The organism is Poritiphilus flavus (assembly GCF_009901585.1).
In the GTDB taxonomy this organism is placed as follows: domain Bacteria; phylum Bacteroidota; class Bacteroidia; order Flavobacteriales; family Flavobacteriaceae; genus Poritiphilus; species Poritiphilus flavus.
The window spans coordinates 111,109-132,236 of sequence record NZ_WXYO01000009.1; the positions used below are offsets into that span (position 1 = coordinate 111,109).

At 44.7% G+C, this 21,128-nt stretch carries 19 protein-coding genes; 13 read left to right on the top strand and 6 right to left on the bottom strand.

Annotated features, from left to right (window positions below; translation table 11 throughout):
* Positions 1 to 153 precede the first annotated feature (153 nt).
* Positions 154 to 1,992 carry an arginine--tRNA ligase gene (gene argS / locus GTQ38_RS19670; RefSeq protein WP_161437291.1) on the top strand — a complete coding sequence of 613 codons (1,839 nt, stop codon included), beginning with the start codon at positions 154 to 156 and terminating at the stop codon, positions 1,990 to 1,992.
* Between the two features lie 52 nt (positions 1,993 to 2,044).
* On the opposite strand, the gene GTQ38_RS19675 is transcribed toward argS, so the two are convergent.
* Positions 2,045 to 2,779 (bottom strand): bacteriorhodopsin-like, encoded by a 735-nt coding sequence (locus GTQ38_RS19675; protein WP_161437292.1) that lies wholly within the window; start codon positions 2,777 to 2,779, stop codon positions 2,045 to 2,047.
* A gap of 86 nt (positions 2,780 to 2,865) precedes the next feature.
* Here GTQ38_RS19675 and GTQ38_RS19680 point away from each other — a divergent pair, with 86 nt between their 5' ends.
* Entirely contained in the window at positions 2,866 to 3,759 is an 894-nt protein-coding gene (locus GTQ38_RS19680) for a Brp/Blh family beta-carotene 15,15'-dioxygenase (protein ID WP_161437293.1), read from the top strand.
* Here GTQ38_RS19680 and GTQ38_RS19685 read toward each other — a convergent pair.
* From GTQ38_RS19685 to GTQ38_RS19695, 3 genes are all read right to left on the bottom strand, one after another.
* Entirely contained in the window at positions 3,756 to 6,356 is a 2,601-nt protein-coding gene (locus tag GTQ38_RS19685; RefSeq protein WP_161437294.1) for a TonB-dependent receptor, read from the bottom strand. The two genes, GTQ38_RS19680 and GTQ38_RS19685, sit on opposite strands and share 4 nt — an antisense overlap.
* On the bottom strand, positions 6,337 to 7,248 hold the full coding sequence (locus tag GTQ38_RS19690) for a FecR family protein (protein ID WP_161437295.1): 912 nt from the start codon (positions 7,246 to 7,248) through the stop codon (positions 6,337 to 6,339). Before GTQ38_RS19690 ends, GTQ38_RS19685 begins: the two co-directional genes overlap by 20 nt.
* Positions 7,249 to 7,572: 324 nt before the next feature.
* The gene (locus tag GTQ38_RS19695) at positions 7,573 to 8,070 is read right to left on the bottom strand and encodes an RNA polymerase sigma factor (protein WP_161437296.1); all 498 of its coding nucleotides are present in this window, start codon (positions 8,068 to 8,070) and stop codon (positions 7,573 to 7,575) included.
* A 126-nt stretch (positions 8,071 to 8,196) separates the two neighbouring features.
* Here GTQ38_RS19695 and GTQ38_RS19700 point away from each other — a divergent pair, with 126 nt between their 5' ends.
* From GTQ38_RS19700 to folD, 3 genes are all read left to right on the top strand, one after another.
* Positions 8,197 to 9,951: a hypothetical protein gene (locus tag GTQ38_RS19700; protein WP_161437297.1), complete on the top strand. Its 1,755-nt coding sequence runs from the start codon at positions 8,197 to 8,199 to the stop codon at positions 9,949 to 9,951.
* Positions 9,952 to 10,119: 168 nt separating this feature from the next.
* On the top strand, positions 10,120 to 11,448 hold the full coding sequence (gene ffh / locus GTQ38_RS19705; protein ID WP_161437298.1) for a signal recognition particle protein: 1,329 nt from the start codon (positions 10,120 to 10,122) through the stop codon (positions 11,446 to 11,448).
* Between the two features lie 166 nt (positions 11,449 to 11,614).
* A complete protein-coding gene (folD, locus tag GTQ38_RS19710; RefSeq protein ID WP_161437299.1) occupies positions 11,615 to 12,496 on the top strand; it encodes a bifunctional methylenetetrahydrofolate dehydrogenase/methenyltetrahydrofolate cyclohydrolase FolD in 882 nt (293 codons plus the stop codon).
* Between the two features lie 19 nt (positions 12,497 to 12,515).
* Here the strand turns inward: folD and GTQ38_RS19715 are convergent, their stop codons facing one another.
* On the bottom strand, positions 12,516 to 12,656 hold the full coding sequence (locus GTQ38_RS19715) for a hypothetical protein (protein ID WP_161437300.1): 141 nt from the start codon (positions 12,654 to 12,656) through the stop codon (positions 12,516 to 12,518).
* A 186-nt stretch (positions 12,657 to 12,842) separates the two neighbouring features.
* Here GTQ38_RS19715 and GTQ38_RS19720 point away from each other — a divergent pair, with 186 nt between their 5' ends.
* From GTQ38_RS19720 to GTQ38_RS19745, 6 genes are all read left to right on the top strand, one after another.
* Complete coding sequence (locus GTQ38_RS19720; RefSeq protein WP_161437301.1) at positions 12,843 to 14,579, top strand: alpha/beta hydrolase-fold protein; 1,737 nt, start codon at positions 12,843 to 12,845, stop codon at positions 14,577 to 14,579.
* Complete coding sequence (locus GTQ38_RS19725; protein WP_161437302.1) at positions 14,572 to 15,198, top strand: DUF2306 domain-containing protein; 627 nt, start codon at positions 14,572 to 14,574, stop codon at positions 15,196 to 15,198. The genes GTQ38_RS19720 and GTQ38_RS19725 overlap by 8 nt, the downstream gene beginning before the upstream one ends.
* A gap of 72 nt (positions 15,199 to 15,270) precedes the next feature.
* Positions 15,271 to 15,642: a VOC family protein gene (locus GTQ38_RS19730; RefSeq protein WP_161437303.1), complete on the top strand. Its 372-nt coding sequence runs from the start codon at positions 15,271 to 15,273 to the stop codon at positions 15,640 to 15,642.
* 185 nt (positions 15,643 to 15,827) lie between these two features.
* Positions 15,828 to 17,030: an ADP-ribosylglycohydrolase family protein gene (locus GTQ38_RS19735; protein WP_161437304.1), complete on the top strand. Its 1,203-nt coding sequence runs from the start codon at positions 15,828 to 15,830 to the stop codon at positions 17,028 to 17,030.
* Positions 17,031 to 17,036: 6 nt separating this feature from the next.
* Complete coding sequence (locus GTQ38_RS19740; protein ID WP_161437305.1) at positions 17,037 to 18,008, top strand: aldo/keto reductase; 972 nt, start codon at positions 17,037 to 17,039, stop codon at positions 18,006 to 18,008.
* Between the two features lie 165 nt (positions 18,009 to 18,173).
* Positions 18,174 to 18,584 carry a DUF6591 domain-containing protein gene (locus GTQ38_RS19745; RefSeq protein ID WP_161437306.1) on the top strand — a complete coding sequence of 137 codons (411 nt, stop codon included), beginning with the start codon at positions 18,174 to 18,176 and terminating at the stop codon, positions 18,582 to 18,584.
* Positions 18,585 to 18,767: 183 nt separating this feature from the next.
* Here GTQ38_RS19745 and GTQ38_RS19750 read toward each other — a convergent pair whose 3' ends face one another.
* Entirely contained in the window at positions 18,768 to 19,610 is an 843-nt protein-coding gene (locus GTQ38_RS19750) for a DUF4349 domain-containing protein (RefSeq protein ID WP_161437307.1), read from the bottom strand.
* 128 nt (positions 19,611 to 19,738) lie between these two features.
* On the opposite strand from GTQ38_RS19750, the gene GTQ38_RS19755 reads away from it, so the two are divergent.
* Positions 19,739 to 20,650, top strand: coding sequence for a hypothetical protein (locus GTQ38_RS19755; RefSeq protein ID WP_161437308.1), 912 nt, complete (start codon positions 19,739 to 19,741; stop codon positions 20,648 to 20,650).
* On the top strand, positions 20,647 to 21,102 hold the full coding sequence (locus GTQ38_RS19760) for a hypothetical protein (protein WP_161437309.1): 456 nt from the start codon (positions 20,647 to 20,649) through the stop codon (positions 21,100 to 21,102). Before GTQ38_RS19755 ends, GTQ38_RS19760 begins: the two co-directional genes overlap by 4 nt.
* The last annotated feature ends 26 nt before the right edge of the window (positions 21,103 to 21,128 follow it).

A 21,128-nucleotide genomic window follows, 5' to 3' on the forward strand; every position in this document is an offset into this window, starting at 1 on the left:
TTCCCGGAGATTTCTGCAGCTGGCTCCTTGCAAATATTTCATAGTTTTCTTTTGTATAAAGTTACGGAAATCTCTCCACGGATTAATACTGTATGCGCCTATCTTTAAAAGCCCAAAAATTATGTAGTTTTGCAGCTTCAATCCCTATGATAAATGGACATTCAAAATGTGATCTCAGATAAGGTCAGGGAAGTCGTAGCCGACCTTTTTAAGGTTGATCTCCCAACGGTAGAATTTCAGCCTACCCGTAAGGATTTTGAAGGTGATATTACTCTGGTGGTCTTTCCTATGCTCCGCTATGTGAAAGGTAACCCGGAAAAGATAGGAACGGAGATCGGTGCCCGCCTGAGATCTGAGCTTAATGAGGTTACGGACTTCAATGTCATCAAGGGGTTTCTAAATTTGGTCATAGATGATGCCTATTACCTGGAGTTCTTCAATAGTATTTTAGAGAATCCTGAATACGGATATGTTTCCACGGCATCTGGGGATGCGGTTATGGTGGAATATTCCTCTCCGAATACGAATAAACCCTTGCATTTAGGTCATATCCGTAACAATCTGTTGGGTTATGCGGTGTCAGAAATACTCAAAGCCTCGGGCAAGAAAGTCTACAAAACCCAAATTGTGAATGACCGGGGCATCCACATTTGCAAAAGTATGCTGGCCTGGAAAAAATGGGGTAATGGAGAAACTCCGGAGCGTAGTGGTTTAAAGGGTGATAAGCTGGTAGGGAACTACTATGTCGCATTTGACAAGGCTTATAAGGAGGAGGTCTCTGACATGGTTTCTTCCGGGATTTCCAGGGAAAAGGCGGAGAAAGAAGCCCCGATCTTATTGGAAGCACAGCAAATGCTGCGCCTATGGGAGTCTGGAGACCCTGAGGTGGTGGAGCTTTGGAAAACCATGAATTCCTGGGTGTATGATGGCTTTAACGAGACTTATAAAAACCTGGGCGTGGATTTTGACAAGCTCTACTACGAAAGCGATACCTATCTCCTTGGGAAGGACTTTGTAGAAGAAGGGTTGAAGAAAGGGGTTTTCTTTAAAAAGGAAGACGGTAGCGTCTGGATAGACCTCACAGATGAGGGATTAGACGAAAAGATCGTCCTCAGGGCAGACGGTACCGCGGTATACATGACCCAGGATATCGGCACAGCCATTCAGAGGGTGAAAGACTACCCGGATATTACAGGCATGGTCTATACTGTGGGTAACGAGCAGGATTATCACTTTAAAGTGCTGTTCCTCATACTTAAAAAGCTCGGCTTTAGCTGGGCAGAACAATTGTACCACCTGAGCTATGGAATGGTTGATCTACCCTCGGGTAAAATGAAGAGCAGGGAAGGCACGGTAGTGGACGCGGACGACCTCATGGAAGATATGGCCGCGACCGCAGAGGCGATCTCAAAAGAGTTGGGGAAGCTGGATGACTATTCGGAAACGGAAAAACAACAACTTTACCGCATAATTGGCCTGGGAGCATTGAAATACTATATCCTTAAGGTTGACCCTAAAAAACGAATCCTCTTTAACCCTGAAGAATCTGTGGATTTCCAGGGGAATACAGGTCCGTTCATTCAATATACCTATGCAAGGATACAATCAATTCTTCGAAAAGCGACTGATAGAGGCGATGTCTCATCGAGCGTCTACCCGCCCGCCCGCTCCGGTACGGATGGGGCCAAGGCGTTCGGACGGGCAATCGATACGTCCTTAGAATTACATCCCAAAGAAAAAGAGTTGCTAAAGCAGATCGGGACGTTCCCTGAGACCGTCCAATTGGCTGCAGGGAATTACAGTCCGGCACTTATTGCCAATTATACTTACGACCTGGTAAAAGAGTTTAATTCCTTCTATCAGCAGGTTTCTATCCTCGGGGAAACGGATGAAGCAAAAAAGATCTTTAGAGTTTTGCTGTCTAAAAAGGTGGGACAAGTGATTCAAAATGCTTTTGGATTACTGGGGATTCAGGTGCCTGACAGAATGTAAAAAGGGGCCTTTTTTCAAAAGCCCCTACTACTAACAACTAAACTAAAGCGTATTAGGCTTCAGCCTTAGCGGTAGCTGTTACCGCTAAATTGTAAACTACCAGGCCAAAGCCGATTTTATTAATGGCGTCACCAATATTGTAGATTACGTCCATTGAAATGCCGCCGAAGATCCCTTCGTACCAGCCCGGAGTTCCGGCCATATACCCTACGGGATAAATAGCCCATCCAACCAGTACAAACCAGCAGAGCATCTTATGGGCTGAAAGTACTGCACCACCAGCTGACTCAGCCAGTTTTTTGGCGGAGCCCAACCAGATCTCGTAAACAATTACGAAGTAAGCTGCTCCTGAAAGAAGACCCCATAGCCAGGCATTATCACGGTCAACGGCTTCGCCGAAGTAGCCAAATACCAGCATAATTACAGAAAGAATGATTAACTTCCACATAAGGGCCTTCTTAGCGCCGGCCACTTTAAGTATGAGGAAGAATTCCACACACATTAACGGAACGGTAAGGATCCAGTCAACATAGCGGAAGAAGGTGGGGGACTCTGCGTTTGCAGCCCAGTAGTCCCTCATGTACCAGTAGTGAACGGCTGCAATAAAGGTTATTAAACCTGAAACAAGGATGGAGGTTCTCCATTTTCTGTCATAACTATTCATTGACAGAAAGAAAAAGGCCGAGGCGGCCATCATAGCCATACATCCTACAAAGAATGTAAAGCCTACATAATCGTCTGTGGCAATTTTGCCCACAAGCGAAAAACTAGCTGTAAGTTTTTCCATTTTACTCGAATATTTGATTTGTTTAATTTATTCTTGGTAAAATTAAACAAAAAATGTTTAATTTTATAGAAATTTTGTTAAACAAAATGCAAAATCAACTACCTGAAATTGTCAAATTGAAAAATTGGATGCTTGTGGGCACTTTCTTTGCCTTGTGGATCTCAGTATACTTCAATAAGGCAACAGAGGAAGTTTTGGCCTATGTATTGATCTTGTCCTTTGGTATTTTACACGGCTCCAATGATATTAAGTTGATCCGGGCTACAAGTTATAACGAGAATGCTCCAGGAATGATGAAAGTGTTGCTATGCTACCTGGGCTTTATTGCCATGGTTATTGCATTACTCAAGTTTTTGCCACTAGTGTTGATAGGGGTATTTCTGATTTTTAGCGCCTATCATTTTGGGGAACAACACTGGAATGGCGGTCTTAGTGGCAGTAGGATCTCAAAAACGACGCTTTACGTGAATTACGGTCTGCTGGTCCTCACCATATTGTTCCACGCGCATGGAAAAGAGGTTGAGAACATTCTGCTTAAGCTCACTGATTTTGTTGTGCCTGCGGCAATATGGCGTAGTCTGCTGTTCATCTTACTGATCACTTTTGTTTTACAATATATTTTAAAATTTAAACAAAAAGTTTCAACCCGCTTTCGTGAACTGCTCATATTGCTGGTGCTTTATATAGTCTTTAATACTGCCTCCTTGCTTTGGTCTTTCGCAATCTATTTTATCATTTGGCATTCTGTTCCATCCTTAAGTGATCAAATACAATACCTGTATGGAGAGCTTAGCTGGAAGAATTTTTTTAAGTACTTCAGGACTTCTTTCTGGTATTGGGCGGCGGCCGTAGTGTCTCTTTTTGGTCTGTTTCTGTTCTTTTCCAAGGCCTTTGATGAGGTAGTTCCGATGCTTTTCGCTTTCATCATTGCGATTACCTTTCCTCATGTTTTGGTTATTGATAAGCTGAGAAGATCTTAAAAACTCACCCGGAAACTGATATTGGGTGTAAGTCCGAGGGATTTGTTTTCTATACGCTCAATTTCGTTTTGATCGTTGAGGCGATAGTAGGTATTCAAAATGTTCTCCCGATCCAGAATGTTGAGGATGGAGGCCCCGGCCGTAGCCTTGATCCTTGGACTGATGTTAAACTTATAGATCGCAGAAGCGTCTAAACGGACGTAATCGGGCAAACGGCTGCTGTTAGGGTCCTGGTAATTGATCCTGTTTGGAAATACCGTGGTGTCCAGGGAATTCGGATCGTCCAACGGCTCTGTAAAAGGTCTTCCTGTTCTGTAGTTCAGGCCAATACCGAACTTAAAATCGTTATAAGTATAATTGGCGGCCACGGTGGCCGTATGACGCACATCCAGGTTATTGGGGAACATCGGTGGGACGATATCGTCAAAAGTATAGTCGTTTACATTGTAGGTATAGCTCACCCAGCTACTGAAATCTTCCGTTTTGTAGTTTAGCAGGAATTCTACTCCTTTAACCTCGTACATGCCGATCTCTCCGTTAAATTGGTCCTGGTTCTGGAAGCCCTGGGTTGCCGTGCTGATGTTGTCCACTACTTTGTAAAATCCCTCCAGCCCGAAATACCAGTACCCGCGGTCGTAGTGAAAACCTATTGAACCCTGTTTACTGGTAACTATGGGCAGTGCCCTTTCTCCAGGCCTGCCATTGACCAGGGTATCCGATTTTGTATTGGACAGTACCCACCTTCTTTTTTCTATTCCCAAAAAGTTTTGTTCCAGGTCTATGACCTGATTGGTGGTTTGATTTTTGAATTCGCCCAGTAATTCCACTCTCAGATGATCCGTCAGTAAATAGCTGGCATTAAGTCTGGGTTCAATGACAATGTCCGAAAAAGTGGCGATATTTTCAATATAATTGAAGCGTCCGCCTATTTGAGCCCTCAATCTTTCATTTTCCGAGATATAGTTCACCTCGCTGAAGGCGGAATGTTTTCTTATTACATCGGTAAGTTCAGATTCAAAAGGAGGTTGGGTAACCCGGGTTTCATTAGTGATGCCCACCTCTGTAAGCTCATAGCCGTTACCAAAACTCAGATTATCGTTAAGCACAAAGACTGTATTTAGCTTAGCAGAGGTCTCTTTTACGGTGTTTTTCTGCAACAGCCCCTGTACTCCATTGGCTGTGATATTCTGTGCATCCAGACTATAGAAGGTGTAGTAACCGCTTAAGTTGGTAGAGAAACGGTCTGTCCATCTGCTTTCCAGACTTCCACCCAACGAAAGATTGGTCTGATCCAGGTTACTTTGATTCGTTCTTCCGGTATTCTCCGCAGTTTCGGTATAGTCTAACAAATTATTGATGTTGATGAAACTCACCCGCACTTTGTGATCTTCATTGTAATCGTACAGTATCTTTCCGGTAAAGTCGTAAAAGTAGAAGCGCTCATCGGTATCTATGCGAACGTCGGAATTTTGACTGTTATCTACTTTAATTTCCGTGTTCTGGAAGGCCCGGAATATAAATTCGTCATAAGTGGGAGTGGTAAAAAAATCGGTAGCGGAACGCCTGGCAGAGAATTGTACCCCTAGCTTTTGGGAAAGGGGGATATGGGCGTAGAGGTCCCCGCTGATCAGGTTGAAGCCGGCACCCCCGAAAACCTGGTCTGCAATCTCATTTTGAGTGCGCATATCGATGATTCCACTTACCCCGTCACCGTATTCTGCGCTTGTTCCGTTTTTTATGATGCGGATCTTATCGGTGAGATAGGGATTGAAGGCGGAAATCAAACCAAAAAAATGGCCGGACTGATACATCTTTATCCCGTCCCACAATAAGAGATTCTGGTCATTGGTTCCACCCCGGATATTGATGTCAGATACGGTTTCATCAATACTTTTTATGCCTGGCAAGGCCTGAACGGTCTGAAGAACGTCCGGTTCTATCAATCCGGGTAATATGCCAAATTCTGCGGTATTCAATTCAATGCTGCCGTCAGACTGTTTTACCAGACCCGTGGTCAGGAATTTGTAGACCACCACCTCGTCCAGTTGCTGGTAATTTAAGCCCAGAAGTACGGTTTGACAGGGGTTTTTGCTTACCAGGTTTTCGGCAGTAACATATTTGGTCTTATAACCCAGGTGTCGGATCCTGATCGATGCCTTTCTGGGGATATTCGTAAGCATAAAATTCCCGTCCAGGTCGGTAATTGTGGCGATACTGCTACCCAAAACCTCCACAGACGCGCCGGTAACATTATTCTGCTCAAAATTATCCAGTATCCTTGCGCAGATATCAACGGTAATGCTTTTGGAAAGGGTATAATACCGCTCACTTAGCTTTTTGACCTGAAGCTGGGTCTGGTTCCGAATGTCTTCCAGTATTTCTTCCAGTACCCCGCTCTTAGGGACTTTTATCTCCAAAGGGCGCAGATCTTCATCCACATAGGAGAACTTTACATCAAAATCCCGCTCAAGCTGCTGAATGTAGGCGATAATGTTTAAGGAAGAAGGGGTAGGTGCATCCTGTGCCCAACCCCAATAGAGGGCAGACCAAAGCAAGAACGATAAAAGTAGTTTTTTGCTAAGGAGCGTCTTCGGCATAGAATAGCACTTTGTTCCCCTCTAATTTAAACTTTATCAGGGAAGGTGTACTAATACTTTGTAACGCCAAATTTATGTTTGTGTTGCTAAAAGTACCTGTAAATAGTTGTCCTAAGTCAACATTTTCGGTTTCAACTTCTACATTATATTGCCTTTGGAACTCATCCAGTACATAGGCAAGAGGTATACTTTTAAAAGAACTCTCGTTGTTGATCCATGAAGGAGCAGCAGTGTTGGGTGCCTCAGAAGGTATCACTTTTCCATCTATAGCCATAAAGGAAGTACCCGCAGGTAGTTTGGTCTCTTTCCCGTTAAAGGTAACGCTAACCAAACCTTCAAAACAGGTCACTTCAAAGAATCCTTTTCTGTTTTCCACATTGAATTGTGTTCCAAGTACGGCAACGGTGCCATCTGTTGTGGAAACTGTAAATTTCTTACCCTTGGCCACTTTAAAAAAGGCCTCACCTTTAAGGGATATATTTCGCTCCTGATCCCACTTTTTTTCACTGTAGGAAACCTCAGAATCCGCATTCAGCACAACTTCAGAGGCGTCTGGTAGTACCACCTCCGTACGTTGTGCAAATTGGGTGCTCACGGTCTCATCCATGCTGTTCACATAGAAATAAGAAGCCACGACGATCACAGCTATAGCAGCGGCGATACGCCATACCTTACGCATAGGGTTAAGCTGCACCACTTTGGGTGTATTCTGGGACTGTTTTTTCTTGATGTCTTCGAAAGCTGCAGCCAAATGGAATTCAGGAGCTTCCAGTTCTCCGGAAACTTCTGCGATTCGCTTATAGGTTGCATATTCGGCAGTCTTTTCAAACTCCGCCAACTCCGCTTCCGTAAGCTCGTTGTTCAGCCACTTTGCCAAATAATTCTCTTTCATCTTTCTAATTTTTATACTTCCTTTTAGATTTTATTAAATATTTGAAAATCAACTATTTGTAAAATCATTTTAAGGAAATCCCGGCTTTTGAATTCCGGCTTTACCCCTATATAACAACTAAATATTAAAAAACCCTACTTTTTTATTTGATTATCTGCATTTTATACCGAACCAGAGGTTCGTTTTATGATATATTCGTGTATTTGTTTATTCGTGTATTTGTTTGTTCGTGTATTCGTGTATTTGTTTATTCGTTTAGTTCACTGTTCACTGTTCACTGTTCACTGTTCACTGCTTACTGCTTACTGCAAACTGCCCACTGAACTATATCCCATCAATCTGCTCCCTAAGCGTTTTCAGCGCCAGGTGCATGCGTTTTTCTATAGCCTTGACACTAACTCCTTCCATTTCTGCTATTTCCGAGTACTTTTTGCCATCAATACGGTTTAGCAGGAATACCGTACGCTGATTTTCAGGTAGGCTGTCCAAAGCCCGGTCCAGTTTTGCCTTGAATTCCTGTTCCTCCATCAGGAACTCCGGAGACTCATTGGATCTGTCATTGGAGGTGTCTCTGTACTTCAGTCGCACCTTTTCTGCCTTGATCACATTCAAATAGAGATTATTCGCTACAGTATAGACGTAGGATTTGGCTTTTTCCGGGCTGACTTTGGCGCAGTTCTCCCAAAGTTTTACGAAGGCTTCCTGAACCGCGTCATAAGCCTTTTCCTCATTCCCGAACTTATAATATATATAGTTAAAGACCGTTTTAGAATTAGCGGTAAAGAGGGAGCTAAATACTTCTTCCTCACAGACGTTATCCATAATTTTACAGGTTGAGGAGTGTTGGTGTTTTCCCAAAGATATTTTAAAAAAAGTTAAAAAAATAGTAGGGTATTTTAAAAGATGATTGTTTCAGAACTGTACGAACAACAAAAAATCCAAATCGTTATGAAAAAGTTTTTTAAATCTTCAGCGTATGCATTACTACTTATGACGGCGCTGATCTTTACTGCTTGTCAGGAGGAATTTGAGGAATTACCGCAGCCGGATGATCCTCAGACGATCACCGCGAGTTCTTCTACCGCCAAGCTGATCGAAGATACCTGCACCAATGATGGTTCTTTTGACAATATCGTTGATGGTGCCAGCTGTTTTTCTATTGAATTCCCTTATACGGTCAATGTAAACGGAATTGAGATTACCCTGGATTCCAGAGAAGACCTGCATTTGATCGAAGAGATCTTTGATGAACTGGAAACGGATGATGATATATTGGAGATCATCTTTCCTATTACAGTAACTCTGGGAGACTTCCGGGAGCTGGTAATTGAAGGGATAGAAGACCTCAGAGCTCTTGCTGAAGAGTGTATTGAAGGAGGAGATGATGATGATATTGAGTGTATTGATTTTGTATACCCTATTACGCTTTTCACTTTTGACGTGAATGAAGTACAGACTGGAACGGTTACTGTTGAAAGTGACAAAGACCTGCGACAGTTTATGAGCGGGTTGGATGATAGCGACCTGGTTAGCATTGAATTCCCGATTACTTTGGTGAAGTACGATGGTACTGAGATCCAGGTAAACAGCAATGCGGAACTAGCTAATGCTATAGAAAGTGCAAGGAACGCCTGTGACGAAGATGATGATAACGATCATAATGATGATGATTTTGACAAAGAGCGCCTGGATAACCTGCTTGCTGAGTGTCCTTGGTTGGTAAAAGAAGTGATCCGTGACGAAGTCAATCAGACAGATCAGTATTTCGAGTACGTGATGAACTTCAATGAAAACGGTACTGTGGTCGTAAAAGACCGAATGGGTAACAGCCTTGAAGGAACGTGGTCTACCAGAATCTCTGACCGCGGAGTATTGCTTAAGCTTGAGTTTGATGTACTGGTTGATTTCAACCTGGAATGGGTAGTCTATGAACTTGGAGAAGGTGTGATCAAGCTTTACGAAGAAGGCGGAAACAAGATACTGATGCATATCGCTTGTGACCTGTTCAATACCCCTCCTGACAGTCTTAGGGATATCCTTAGGGAATGTGTCTGGATCATTAAGAAGGTGAAAAACCAGGGAGAAGAAATAGACCGATTGATCGGATTTGAATTCCAATTCTTGGCCGGTGGCGTGGTAACATTGAGCGATGGAACCACCACTTCCGAAGGAACCTGGGAGATCACTACCAATGCACAGGGTAGGCTGGTAATGGCAATCTCTATGGGAGATGAGCCTGCCGTAAACTTCGAATGGCCAATAAGTGAATTGAGAGATGATAGATTAAAATTCGAAGTCGAAGACATCGATTACGAGTTGGTACTTCAAAGAGTTTGTGAAGATAACGATGGTGATGTAATGGAGATCCGCAACGTACTGATGGGCGGAGAATGGATGATAGCTCTTTTTGAAGAAGGAGAAGTGAATGCTACGGCTAACTACGGAGATTATACCTTCTACTTCCACCCAAACCACAGGCTTGAAGTATCCATTAACGATATGCCTGTTAGGGACGGGATCTGGAGAGTGATCCGCAACAGCGATGGAAAACTTAAAGTATACCTGAATCTGGGTGATGAAGATCCGCTCGGAGAAATTACGGACGATTGGTACTTTGTTTCTCTTACCGCGGACAGGCTAGAACTGATAGACGAAAGTGGTGATGGAACAGTTTCCAGCCTGGTTTTCGAGAAAAATCCATAGGACCTTCTAAAGAAGGCCGGTAAAAATACCTTATTTGCCCCCTATTTTGCTCAAAAAGGGCGACTTCCAAGAGAAGTTGCCCTTTTTAATTTTATATTTCATACTCCTCCTTTCGCTCTTCCCCCAGAGATTATTAAATTTGCACTTCCCCGTAAATACGGTAAATGTATGTTTGATAATTTAAGCGAAAAGTTAGATAAGGCCCTGCACGTGCTCAAGGGGCACGGGCAGATTACGGAGATCAATGTTGCCGAGACCACTAAAGAGGTAAGGCGTGCATTGCTGGATGCCGACGTCAATTTTAAAATAGCCAAGGAATTTACGAACAAGGTCAGGGAAAAGGCCTTGGGTCAGAATGTATTGACCACCTTACAGCCAGGGCAACTGATGGTAAAGATCGTCAAGGACGAGCTTACGGAGCTCATGGGTGGAGATGCGGAAGGGATCAACCTTTCGGGCGACCCATCCGTTATCCTGATGTCTGGTCTGCAGGGATCGGGTAAGACCACTTTTTCCGGCAAATTGGCCAATTTTCTCAAGAAAAAGAAAACCAAGAATCCGCTGCTGGTAGCCTGTGACGTCTACCGTCCGGCGGCTATCGATCAGTTGCACGTGGTAGGTGAACAAATCGGGGTTGAGGTATATTCGGACCGTGAGAACAATGATCCTGTAGCGCTGGCCAAGGCCGGTGTGGCCCATGCCAAAGCAAACGGGCACAACGTAGTCATTATAGATACCGCGGGTCGTTTGGCGGTTGATCAGCAAATGATGGATGAGATCGCCAGTATTCGCGATGCGGTTCAGCCTCAGGAAACCCTTTTTGTGGTGGATTCCATGACCGGACAGGATGCCGTTAACACGGCCAAGGCTTTTAACGATGTCCTCAATTTTGATGGAGTAGTGCTGACCAAATTGGATGGGGATACCCGGGGTGGTGCGGCGATATCCATCAAATCCGTAGTAGATAAACCGATCAAATTTATCGGTACCGGGGAGAAAATGGATGCGATAGATGTATTCCATCCTTCTCGTATGGCTGATCGGATCTTGGGGATGGGAGACGTAGTATCTCTTGTGGAAAGGGCCCAGGAACAGTTTGACGAGGAAGAAGCGCGGAAGATCCAAAAGAAGATCGCCAAGAACCGTTTCGGATTTGACGATTTTCTGAAGCAGATCCAGCAAATCAAAAAAATGGGTAGCATGAAGGATCTCATGGGGATGATCCCCGGTGCGGGTAAAGCGCTTAAAGGCCTGGATATAGACGATGATGCCTTTAAGCATATAGAGGCTATCATCTACTCCATGACACCGGAAGAAAGGGCCACCCCCTCTAAGCTGAATGCCAGCCGGAAAAAACGCATTGCCAAAGGAAGCGGAAGAACCATACAGGAGGTAAATCAGCTGCTTAAGCAGTTTGAACAAATGAGCAAAATGATGAAGATGATGCAAGGCGGAGGCGGCAAGAAAATGATGCAGATGATGCAGAATATGAGGTAAATCAGTGAACAGTCCCGATTGCCATCGGGGAGTGAACAGTAATCAGTATTTTGTTGATCATCCTTGGAAGAATAATTTTAGTTGTTACTCAATAAGAAGGGAGACTGGGTGTCTATCAATCATGACCCCATCTCTGTTTACTAAAAACTGTTTACTGTTTACTGCTATGACACTACTCGACGGTAAGAAGATTTCCAATCAGATCAAGGACGAAATAGCTGCGGAGGTGGCTGAAATCAAAAAAAGAGGGGAGAAGGTACCTCACCTGGCTGCGGTATTGGTAGGGAATGATGGCGCCAGCCTGACCTACGTTGGCAGCAAAGTGCGTTCCTGTGAGCGCATTGGCTTTGAATCCACCTTAATCCATCTTCCGGAAGATACTACAGAAGAGGAATTATTGGCGAAGGTCGAAGATCTCAACCTGGACCCCGGGATAGACGGATATATCGTTCAACTCCCCTTACCCCGTCATATCGATGAACAAAAGGTGCTGATGGCTGTCCATCCGGATAAGGATGTTGACGGATTCCACCCTACCAATTTTGGCAAGATGGCCCTGGATATGGAGTCCTTTATTCCAGCCACTCCCTTTGGAATTATGGAGCTTTTAAAGCGTTATGAGGTAGAAACTGAGGGCAAACACACCGTGGTGATCGGTCGTAGTCATATTGTTGGAAGGCCTATCAGTATTCTGATGAGTCAGAAGGGCAAGGCCGCCAATGCCACCGTTACGCTTACCCACAGCAGAACCAAAAACCTTCAAGAACTTACCCTGCAGGCAGATATAGTAGTTTCCGCTCTGGGAGTGCCGAATTTCCTCAAGGCAGATATGGTTAAAGAAGGGGTTGTAGTTATCGATGTGGGCATTACCAGAGTACCTGACGAGAGCCGGGAACGCGGTTATTATATCACTGGGGATGTACACTTTGAGGAGGTCAGCAAAAAGGCCAGTTTTATAACCCCCGTACCAGGTGGTGTCGGGCCTATGACCATTGCCATGCTGCTAAAAAATACGCTTCTTGCCCGCGAAAGGCACGGGCTTGGATAAAATAAGAACCTTTTAAGACTTACTGGTCTGGGGCAGACTTAGCAGAAGTACTGTCAGAAGGCGTCAACAGGTCTATTCCTGTCCCGTCTTCATCATTGGTACAACTGCCCATAGCAACTATGGCTGCCAAAAGCAGCGCAGCTCCGATCCACTTTTTCATCACTCAATAATTTAGTAGGTATCCTTACCAAGTTGAACTAGTATTTCAACGTTTTAAATCAGGCTTTGGTATGAGAATGACTTTCGAAAATCAAGGCTTACGATCTAAAGGCCAGGCAAAATCGGCCCTAAAACTTGTTTGATTCCACCCTCAAAATTCCTACCTTTTACATAAAATAACCAACCTATGAGGTCTGTAATACTACTACTTTTATTAGCCAGCTTCCTTGTTCTGTCGTGTCAGACCGCGACAGAAAATCCTTCATATATCAATATCCAGGCTGTATTTCCTAAAAAGACCAGCTCCGAGGCCCTGGACGGTCGTTTGCTGATCATGCTTTCGAACAATGAGGAAGCCGAACCCAGATTCCAGATCAATCCCGGGCTGAATACACAGATCATTTTCGGGCAGAATGTAGAAGGAATGAAGCCCGGCCAACAGGTCTCTTTTGGTACTGAAATCCCGGGTTTTCCATACGAAAGCCTGGCGGATGTTCCGCCTGGAGAATACAATGTTCAGGCCTTACTGCACGTATACGAAACCTTCAACCTCAGTACAGGCCATACGGTGAAATTACCAATGGACAACGGAGAAGGGCAGCAGTGGAACCGCTCTCCCGGAAATTTGTATAGCAAACCGTTTAAAATAGAGATAAAAGAGGGTGGAAGTTTGGATGTTTTGGTGGAAATGGACCAGGTGATCCCTCCGATTGAGGAGCCGGAAGATACTGAATGGATAAAGCATATCCGGATCAAATCGGAAAAGCTATCAGAATTTTGGGGCCGCGATATGTATTTGGGCGCTCATATTCTTCTGCCAAAGGGCTTTGAAGAGCATCCGGAGGCCCGTTATCCCCTGATGATCTTTCACGGTCACTTTCCTTCGGATTTTGGCGGGTTCCGGACTACACCACCTGACCCGGACCTGGAACCGGACTATTCGGCCAGGTTTGATGTAACCGGATATAACATTATACAGCAGCAGGAGGCATATGACTTCTATAAACGCTGGAACGAACCCGATTTTCCGAGATTCCTGATCATTGAGATCCAGCACCCTACGCCTTATTATGACGATTCATATGCCGTAAATTCAGCCAGCCAGGGGCCCTATGGTGACGCGATCACCTATGAACTCATTCCGTATATAGAAAAGGAGTTCCGTGGCATGGGAGAGGGCTGGTCGCGCTTTTTGTATGGTGGTTCTACAGGGGGTTGGGAAGCTTTAGCCGTGCAGGTCAAATACCCGGAAGAGTACAATGGTTGTTTTGCAGCCTGCCCGGACCCGATTGATTTTAGGGCTTATTGCCTGACCAACATTTATGAGGATGACAATGCGTATTTCTACCAAAGCGATCATAAATCCCTGGAAGTACCCGGACATCGGGATTACCTGGGTCATGTAGAGACTACGGTAAGGGAATACAATCAACTGGAACTGGTATTGGGAGATAAAAGCCGCTCCGGGCAGCAATGGGATATTTGGGAAGCCACCTATTCTCCCCAGGGAGAGAATGGATATCCCGTACGCCTATGGGACAAGAAAACCGGGGTGATAAACCGGGAGGTAGCCGAATATTGGAAAGAGAATTACGATCTCCGCTATATTCTGGAAAGGGACTGGGATAAACTCGGGGATAAGCTAAAGGGAAAGATACACATCTATTGTGGGGATATGGACAATTATTATCTCAACAACGCAGTGTATCTGATGGAAGACTTTCTGGAAAATACTTCCGAACCCTATTACGAGGGTGAAGTTCTATATGGAGATCGAGCGGAACATTGCTGGAACGGAGACCCCGAGCTCCCGAATCATCTCAGCAGATTGCGGTATAACAGTATGTACGTTCCTAAGATCATGAAAAGGATCGCAGTGAGCGCACCGCCCGGCGCGGATCTGAAAAGTTGGCGTTATGAGTAGTGCAGGCAGAAGGAATAAGTTCGCTTGGATCGTTTTCGCGGTGGCCGCCGTGGGTATCGGACTTTACCCATTGATGTACTTTTTTACAGATAGGGAATTTGGCCTTCTGGCCTCTAAAAGCGAGGAATTACTGGGTGATATTCTCTGGAATGCGGGCTTTTACGGGCATATATTGTTTGGGGGGATAGCGCTGCTGGTAGGTTGGACACAGTTTAGCAAAAAATGGCGTACCGCCTATCTGAACTGGCACCGAACCCTGGGGAAGGTCTATGTACTGTCCGCATTTGTAAGTGGTACCTGCGCAGTTTATATCGGGTTTTACGCTACAGGGGGTTTTATTACGGCTGCCGGCTTTATCAGCTTGGGTATCATATGGTTGTACACTACTTTTAAGGCCTATATGGCGATCAGAAAGGGTGACCTTAAATTGCATCAAGGATTTATGATCTATAGCTATGCGGCTTGTTTTGCCGCGGTTACCCTGCGTATTTGGCTGCCCTTGCTGAGTATGGGATTGGGATTCATTACCGCTTATAAAATAGTGGCATGGCTTTGTTGGGTTCCGAATATCATTTTTGCTTATTTCTGGGTAAAGAAAAAAGGCCTGTCCCTGGGCTGAGATCCGCTTTTTTTATATTTTTCTGTCGGTCTTTAAACCTTTCCTAATGTAAAAACTAAAACTTTTGACACTATGAAATTAGGCGCTTTCTCGATTAGCCTCAGCGTAAAGGATTTAAATGTATCCAAAGCATTCTACGAAAAGCTCGGATTTACGGTTTTTGCCGGCGATTTGGAACGCAACTACCTTATCATGAAAAATGAATCAACCCTGGTGGGGCTTTTTCAGGGTATGTTTGAAAACAACATCCTCACTTTTAATCCCGGGTGGGACCACAATGCGGCTACCCTGGAGAATTACGATGATATTCGGGATATTCAGAAGTCATTGAAAACCCAGGGCATCCAAATCCAGAACGAAATAGACGAAAGCACTACGGGCCCTGCTGGTTTTATGTTTAGCGACCCCGATGGGAATGTGATTTTGATCGATCAGCACGTCTGAATCAATATAACTACATCCTAAGTTTAAGCCTTCCTGCCGCCTTTCTGCGAAGACCGGGGAGGGCATAGTTTTTAGTATATTTGAAAGCAATGGTCTGTCCGTTAAAAACCAAACTCTTAAAGATGAAAATCAATAAATCATATCAAATCCCCTTTCTTTTTTGTTGCCTGTTAACCTTTGCGTTCATGTCAATCCCTAATTCCCTTTCGGCCCAGGAATTTCAGACTATCAGTAAAGAAGAGCTTCGCAGTAAAATTGAGGGTTACTGGTTGGGTCAGTTGGTGGGTAACTACATGGGTTTCCCTTTTGAGTTTGTATTCAGCGAAGATCCAGCGCCGGTATTTATAGACAAGTATTACAATGTAACGGATTCCACAGGTATCAAAATGAATCATACAGATAGGAGGGGAAATGTGAATATTTTTGCCGATGCTTTGGGTGGAGCCTGGAGCGACGATGATTCGGATATTGAATTTGTTACCCTTCATGCCGTAGAAGAACACGGCCTGGACATCAATTACGAGCAGATCACCCAGGCCTGGAAAGACCATATCAATCGCTTTATCTGGGTAAGTAACCGCAAAGCCAGAGACCTTATGGAAGAGGGCCTGGTAGCCCCGGAGACCGGGAAAAAAGAGAATAACCCCTATTGGTTTGCCATAGACCCGCAGTTGGTGAATGAAATTTGGAGTGCCTTTTATCCGGGAATGACAGACAAGGCTGTGGAGCGTGCCGACTGGAGTTCACGGATCACCAGCGACGATTGGGGCACGCATCCGACCATCTTTTACGCGGCAATGTACAGCGCGGCATTTTTCGAAAAGGATGTCTCAAAACTCTATGATATCGGCTTGTCCTATATCCCTGAAGACAGTCCCTTCAGGCAGGGGCTGTTAGATGTAAAAAAATGGCATAAGGATAACCCGGACTGGAAAACCACCAGGGAGCTGATCAAAAAGAACTACCTGAAATATCCCGAAGTGGTGGAGAACCCCTGGTTCCACGAAGTCTCAGCCATGGTGAACGGACTTTGCGGAGCCATGGCCGTACTTTACGGGGAAGGTGATTTTATTAAAACTACGGGAATCGCGGTTTCCGCAGGATACGACTGCGATAATCAGGGCGCCACCTGTGCTGGGCTGATGGGAGTGCTGAACGGCGCCAAGAGTATTCCAAGAGAACTTACTCATGAAATGGGTTATAACGAAAAATGGGAGCAACCCTTCAACAACCAGTATATCAACTATTCGAGAGACGGACTTCCCAATCTAACCTATATATCGGATATTATCGATCGTATCCTCGCTATAGCTGAAACGGCAATTTTAGAGAACGGGGGTAAGAAAACTGAGCAGGAAGGGCAGATTATTTATCATATTAAGGCATAAATACCTATGGAATACAGAAAATTTGGAAGAACAGGCTGGTCCGTTAGCGAGATCGGCTATGGCATGTGGGGCATGGGAGGCTGGACGGAGTCTGACGATATACAATCCGCCAAATCCCTTGATCTTGCCGTTGAAAACGGTGTGACCTTCTTTGACACGGCCTGGGGCTATGGAGAAGGGCATAGTGAAAAATTGTTGGGAGAACTCGTCAGGAGACATCCGGACCGCAAACTCTTTACCGCCAGCAAGATCCCACCCATGAATTTTAAATGGCCCGCCAGGCCGGAATACAATTATGAGGAATCTTATCCGCCAGGACACATTACAGAATTCACCGAGAAAACCCTGAAAAACCTTGGTTTGGAACAAATTGATCTGATGCAATTCCACACCTGGGACGATGGGTGGTCCTCCAGGGAAGAATGGCAGAGAACTGTGGAAGATCTGAAAACCTCCGGTAAGGTCGCCGCCATGGGTATCAGTATGAATCGCTGGGAACCGGAGAACGGGATCAAAGCTCTGGAAACCGGTTTTATAGATGCTGTTCAGGTTATTTATAACATATTTGACCAGGCACCGGAGGATGTACTCTTTCCGATTTGCGAGCGACTTAATATAGGTGTGATCGCCAGAGTCCCTTTTGACGAAGGAACACTTACCGGAAATATCACAAAGGAAACCACTTTCCCGGAAGACGACTGGCGTTCTACTTATTTTGTTCCGGAAAATCTGATTGCCAGTGCGGATAGGGCAGATCGCCTTAGACCTGTAGTACCCGAAGGCATGACTATGGCCGAAATGGCCCTGCGTTTCATTCTGATGAACAAGACCGTAGGTACAGTGATCCCGGGCATGAGAAAGGCGAGCAACGTCCTGGCAAATACTGCTACCAGCGACGGTCAGGGCCTGTCCGAAGAACTTTTTTCAGTGCTCAGAGAACATCGCTGGGACCGGCAACCCACTTCCTGGTCTCAGTAGGAGGGCAGGCAGTTGAGGCGTTCTGATGACCGAGTCCGTCGCCCCAGCCGGAAGAAGGTCAGTTGCAATTGAAAAAAAGCGTTCATAACAAGCTGTTTTAAAGGAATTTAGCTGTATTTTTAGTTGATAGTAAAATACTTTGATCAATCCAATACACTTTATATTATGAAAACAGTTCTCAGTACTCTTTTGTGTGCCTTTTTGCTACTCTCCCTGTCCTGTAAGAAAAAGAAAAAAGCCTCTGACGATTCTGAGGAGACAACTATTGAAATAAAGTCTGAAGCAGCTGAAGGATCTGACGCTGAGAGCTCGGGCTCCATTGCTGACTGCGATGAATTCCTGGATGAATACGAGGAGTGGATGGATGATTACCTCGCCATGATGGAGAAATACAAAGACAATACCATGGCCATGGTATCTTCCGAGGAGTATCGGGAAATGGGGACCAAGGCGATGGAATGGACCAACCAGGCTGCTCAATTGGCCTTGAAATGCAGTAGCGATCCTGATTATGAAGAACGGATGGATGAGATCCAGAAAAGAGCGGATAAGAAAATGGAAGAATTGGGCTTGTAGGCCGGTAAATAAGGGAAGCTGACCAAAAAGTTCGTGTTTTTTTGGTCACATCGAGCGCAGTCGAGATGTGGTTGAGTTAAGAACTTTGATAAGTTCCCGACTGCCCGTCCGAATGTCTTAGCCGGGCGGACGCTCGAACTGACAAGATGATCTTTTCAGTCAGCCTCTATTTTTCATACTCTGCTATTTGGAGGACTTACGAATGTATTTTAAGTAGATAAAAAGTCCGGTTCCAAAAAGAACAAATGGCCAGATATACAGCAATCCCAGGAACATTTTTTCTACAACTCTCCAACCAAATACCAGGCTGTCCTTCATTTTTGAGGTAAAGCTTTGGTTGTATTCCTCTGGAACGTCACGGTGTTCTACGGTCTGGTAAAGATCTAGTTGGATAGTGCTCAGAGCTACCTTATTGCTAAGAAACTTAAGCCTGCCCTGGGCAGCTTCAATTTCTTCCTGCAATACCCGTAGTTTTTCCTCGCTTAAAAGCACTTCTTCAACAGTCTTGGCTTTGGAACGCAAGATCTCGTCATATCGCTCTTTTACAGCCATCTTGGTTTTCAAGCGGGTCTGCAAGTCAATATATTCTTCCGAAACATCCGTGGTTGAAACGTTTTTAAAGTCTATGTATTCTGCCGTTTCAGACAGTTCGGAGATTACAGCCTCAAATTCCTTGGCGGGAACTCGCATACTGAGGCGGTTTTCCAGCTGATAGCGGGTATTTTGAAAACGCATTTCCGAAACATATCCGTTGTACTTTCTCAGCACATCCTTAACCGATGAAGTGGCCTTGTCCACATCAGCAACCTTGAATCGGCAACTGGCATTCTTTATGATCTTCAGGTTTTCACTGACATCTTTAGTGATTTCCGGATCAAAAGTCTCTGCCTCTTCAATACTTTTGGCCTCATAAGTTTCTTCAACACTATCCATATTGACCTCAATAGCGTTCGTTTCGGTGCTTCCATTGCATCCTGTTTTCAGCATGCTTATGGCCGCCATAAGCACAAAAATGTTTGATTTCATAATGAATTAATCTTAAAATTGTTCGAACAAACCTATGAGTAGCCATGTAGAGAGGGTTGTAAATGCCTTGTAAAACAATTGTAAAAGGAATTGTAAAACTCATAACTACTTGAATAATAAAAGTTTAAATGAAAAATAGGTCGAAGGAAATCAGTGCGTTTCGCAAGCTTTTGGAACAGGTTGCCATAGCTTTTCGCGTTGATTATCCTTCTGCTGATCCTGATATTTCCAAGTGGAAAGGCAAGGTTATACAGGATTTCCAGGAAGACTTAAGGCAGAAAGCAGGGGGTAGTATCAGCGAAAAGTGGTTCTATAGTCATGCCAAAAACCGTCCTGCAAAACTGCCAAGAATAGACGTGCTGGATCTTTTATCTAATTATGCCGGATATCAGGGGTGGAATGCCTATTTAGGACAATACATGCAATCCGGGGTCTACCGTCCTAAAAGCGATCGCAAAAAGCTTCTCTGGATGGTACTGACAGCTGCAATCCTGATTGCCGGGGTATATGCCTTTATACCTAGGAAGAACACTTATTATTTCTGCTTCGTTGATGCCGACAAGAAAGAAGCCATCACTGAAATTGCTATAGACGTGATCATTCTGAACGAGGAGGAATCGCCCAGGTACCTGAAATCCGATAGCCTGGGTTGCTTTTCGTGGACGAGCAGGGAGAAGTATATTCGATTCATAGCCCAATCCCCTTATCATAAAAATGATACGATCTACAGTTCGTTCTCCGGGGATTCAGACCGGGAAGTCAGGCTCAGGACAGATGATTATGCCCTAATGCTCGATTATTACAGCAACAGGAATGTAAAGGATTGGAAAAGGAGAAGGGCCGAGTTGCAACGACTCATAGCGGATGATGCACTTATTTTTGAATTGCTCCCTTTTCAACTTGGTGTGGAGATCTATAATAAGGAGGAGTTCATACAGAAATTGATCACACCAACCCAAAGCCTTCAAAAGCTGGAGGTTATAGAAACGGCGTATAAAGACGGCCAGCTTGTAAAATTAAAATTCAGGATAAAACAATGAAACTGAGAAACTGGATTTTCGGCTGCATTTTTACCATGCTCTGTTCTTGCGGAGGAGATCCTGGCGCACGCAGTTCCAATATCTCCCTGGAACCTGCAGAAGAGGGTTATGATATCATTCCTGAGGATCACCTTGATGCCTACAAGGAAGTTTTGAGAAGGAAACTACAGGAAGACCTGGAGAAAATTAAACTTAAGGAGGAGTTTCCGGAATTTCAGCTTTCAGGCTCCGATCTTGATTTCTTTAAGGAGAGCGTAACCAAAAATACCCGTTTGGAATCCCTTCAAATACTGTCCGGGGATACTTTTGGTGATACCTTGTTTTTGAAAATGGCGGTAGGCCTGGAAGACAAGGGCAGCCAACTATCGGATACCGTGGAGGTGTCCATTATACGAAAGAGGGTAACTGTCCAGGGAGAATCCGTTTTTGCCACTGAGATCCTATATCACTAGGAGTTGAAAACTCGGACCCTGTCCAT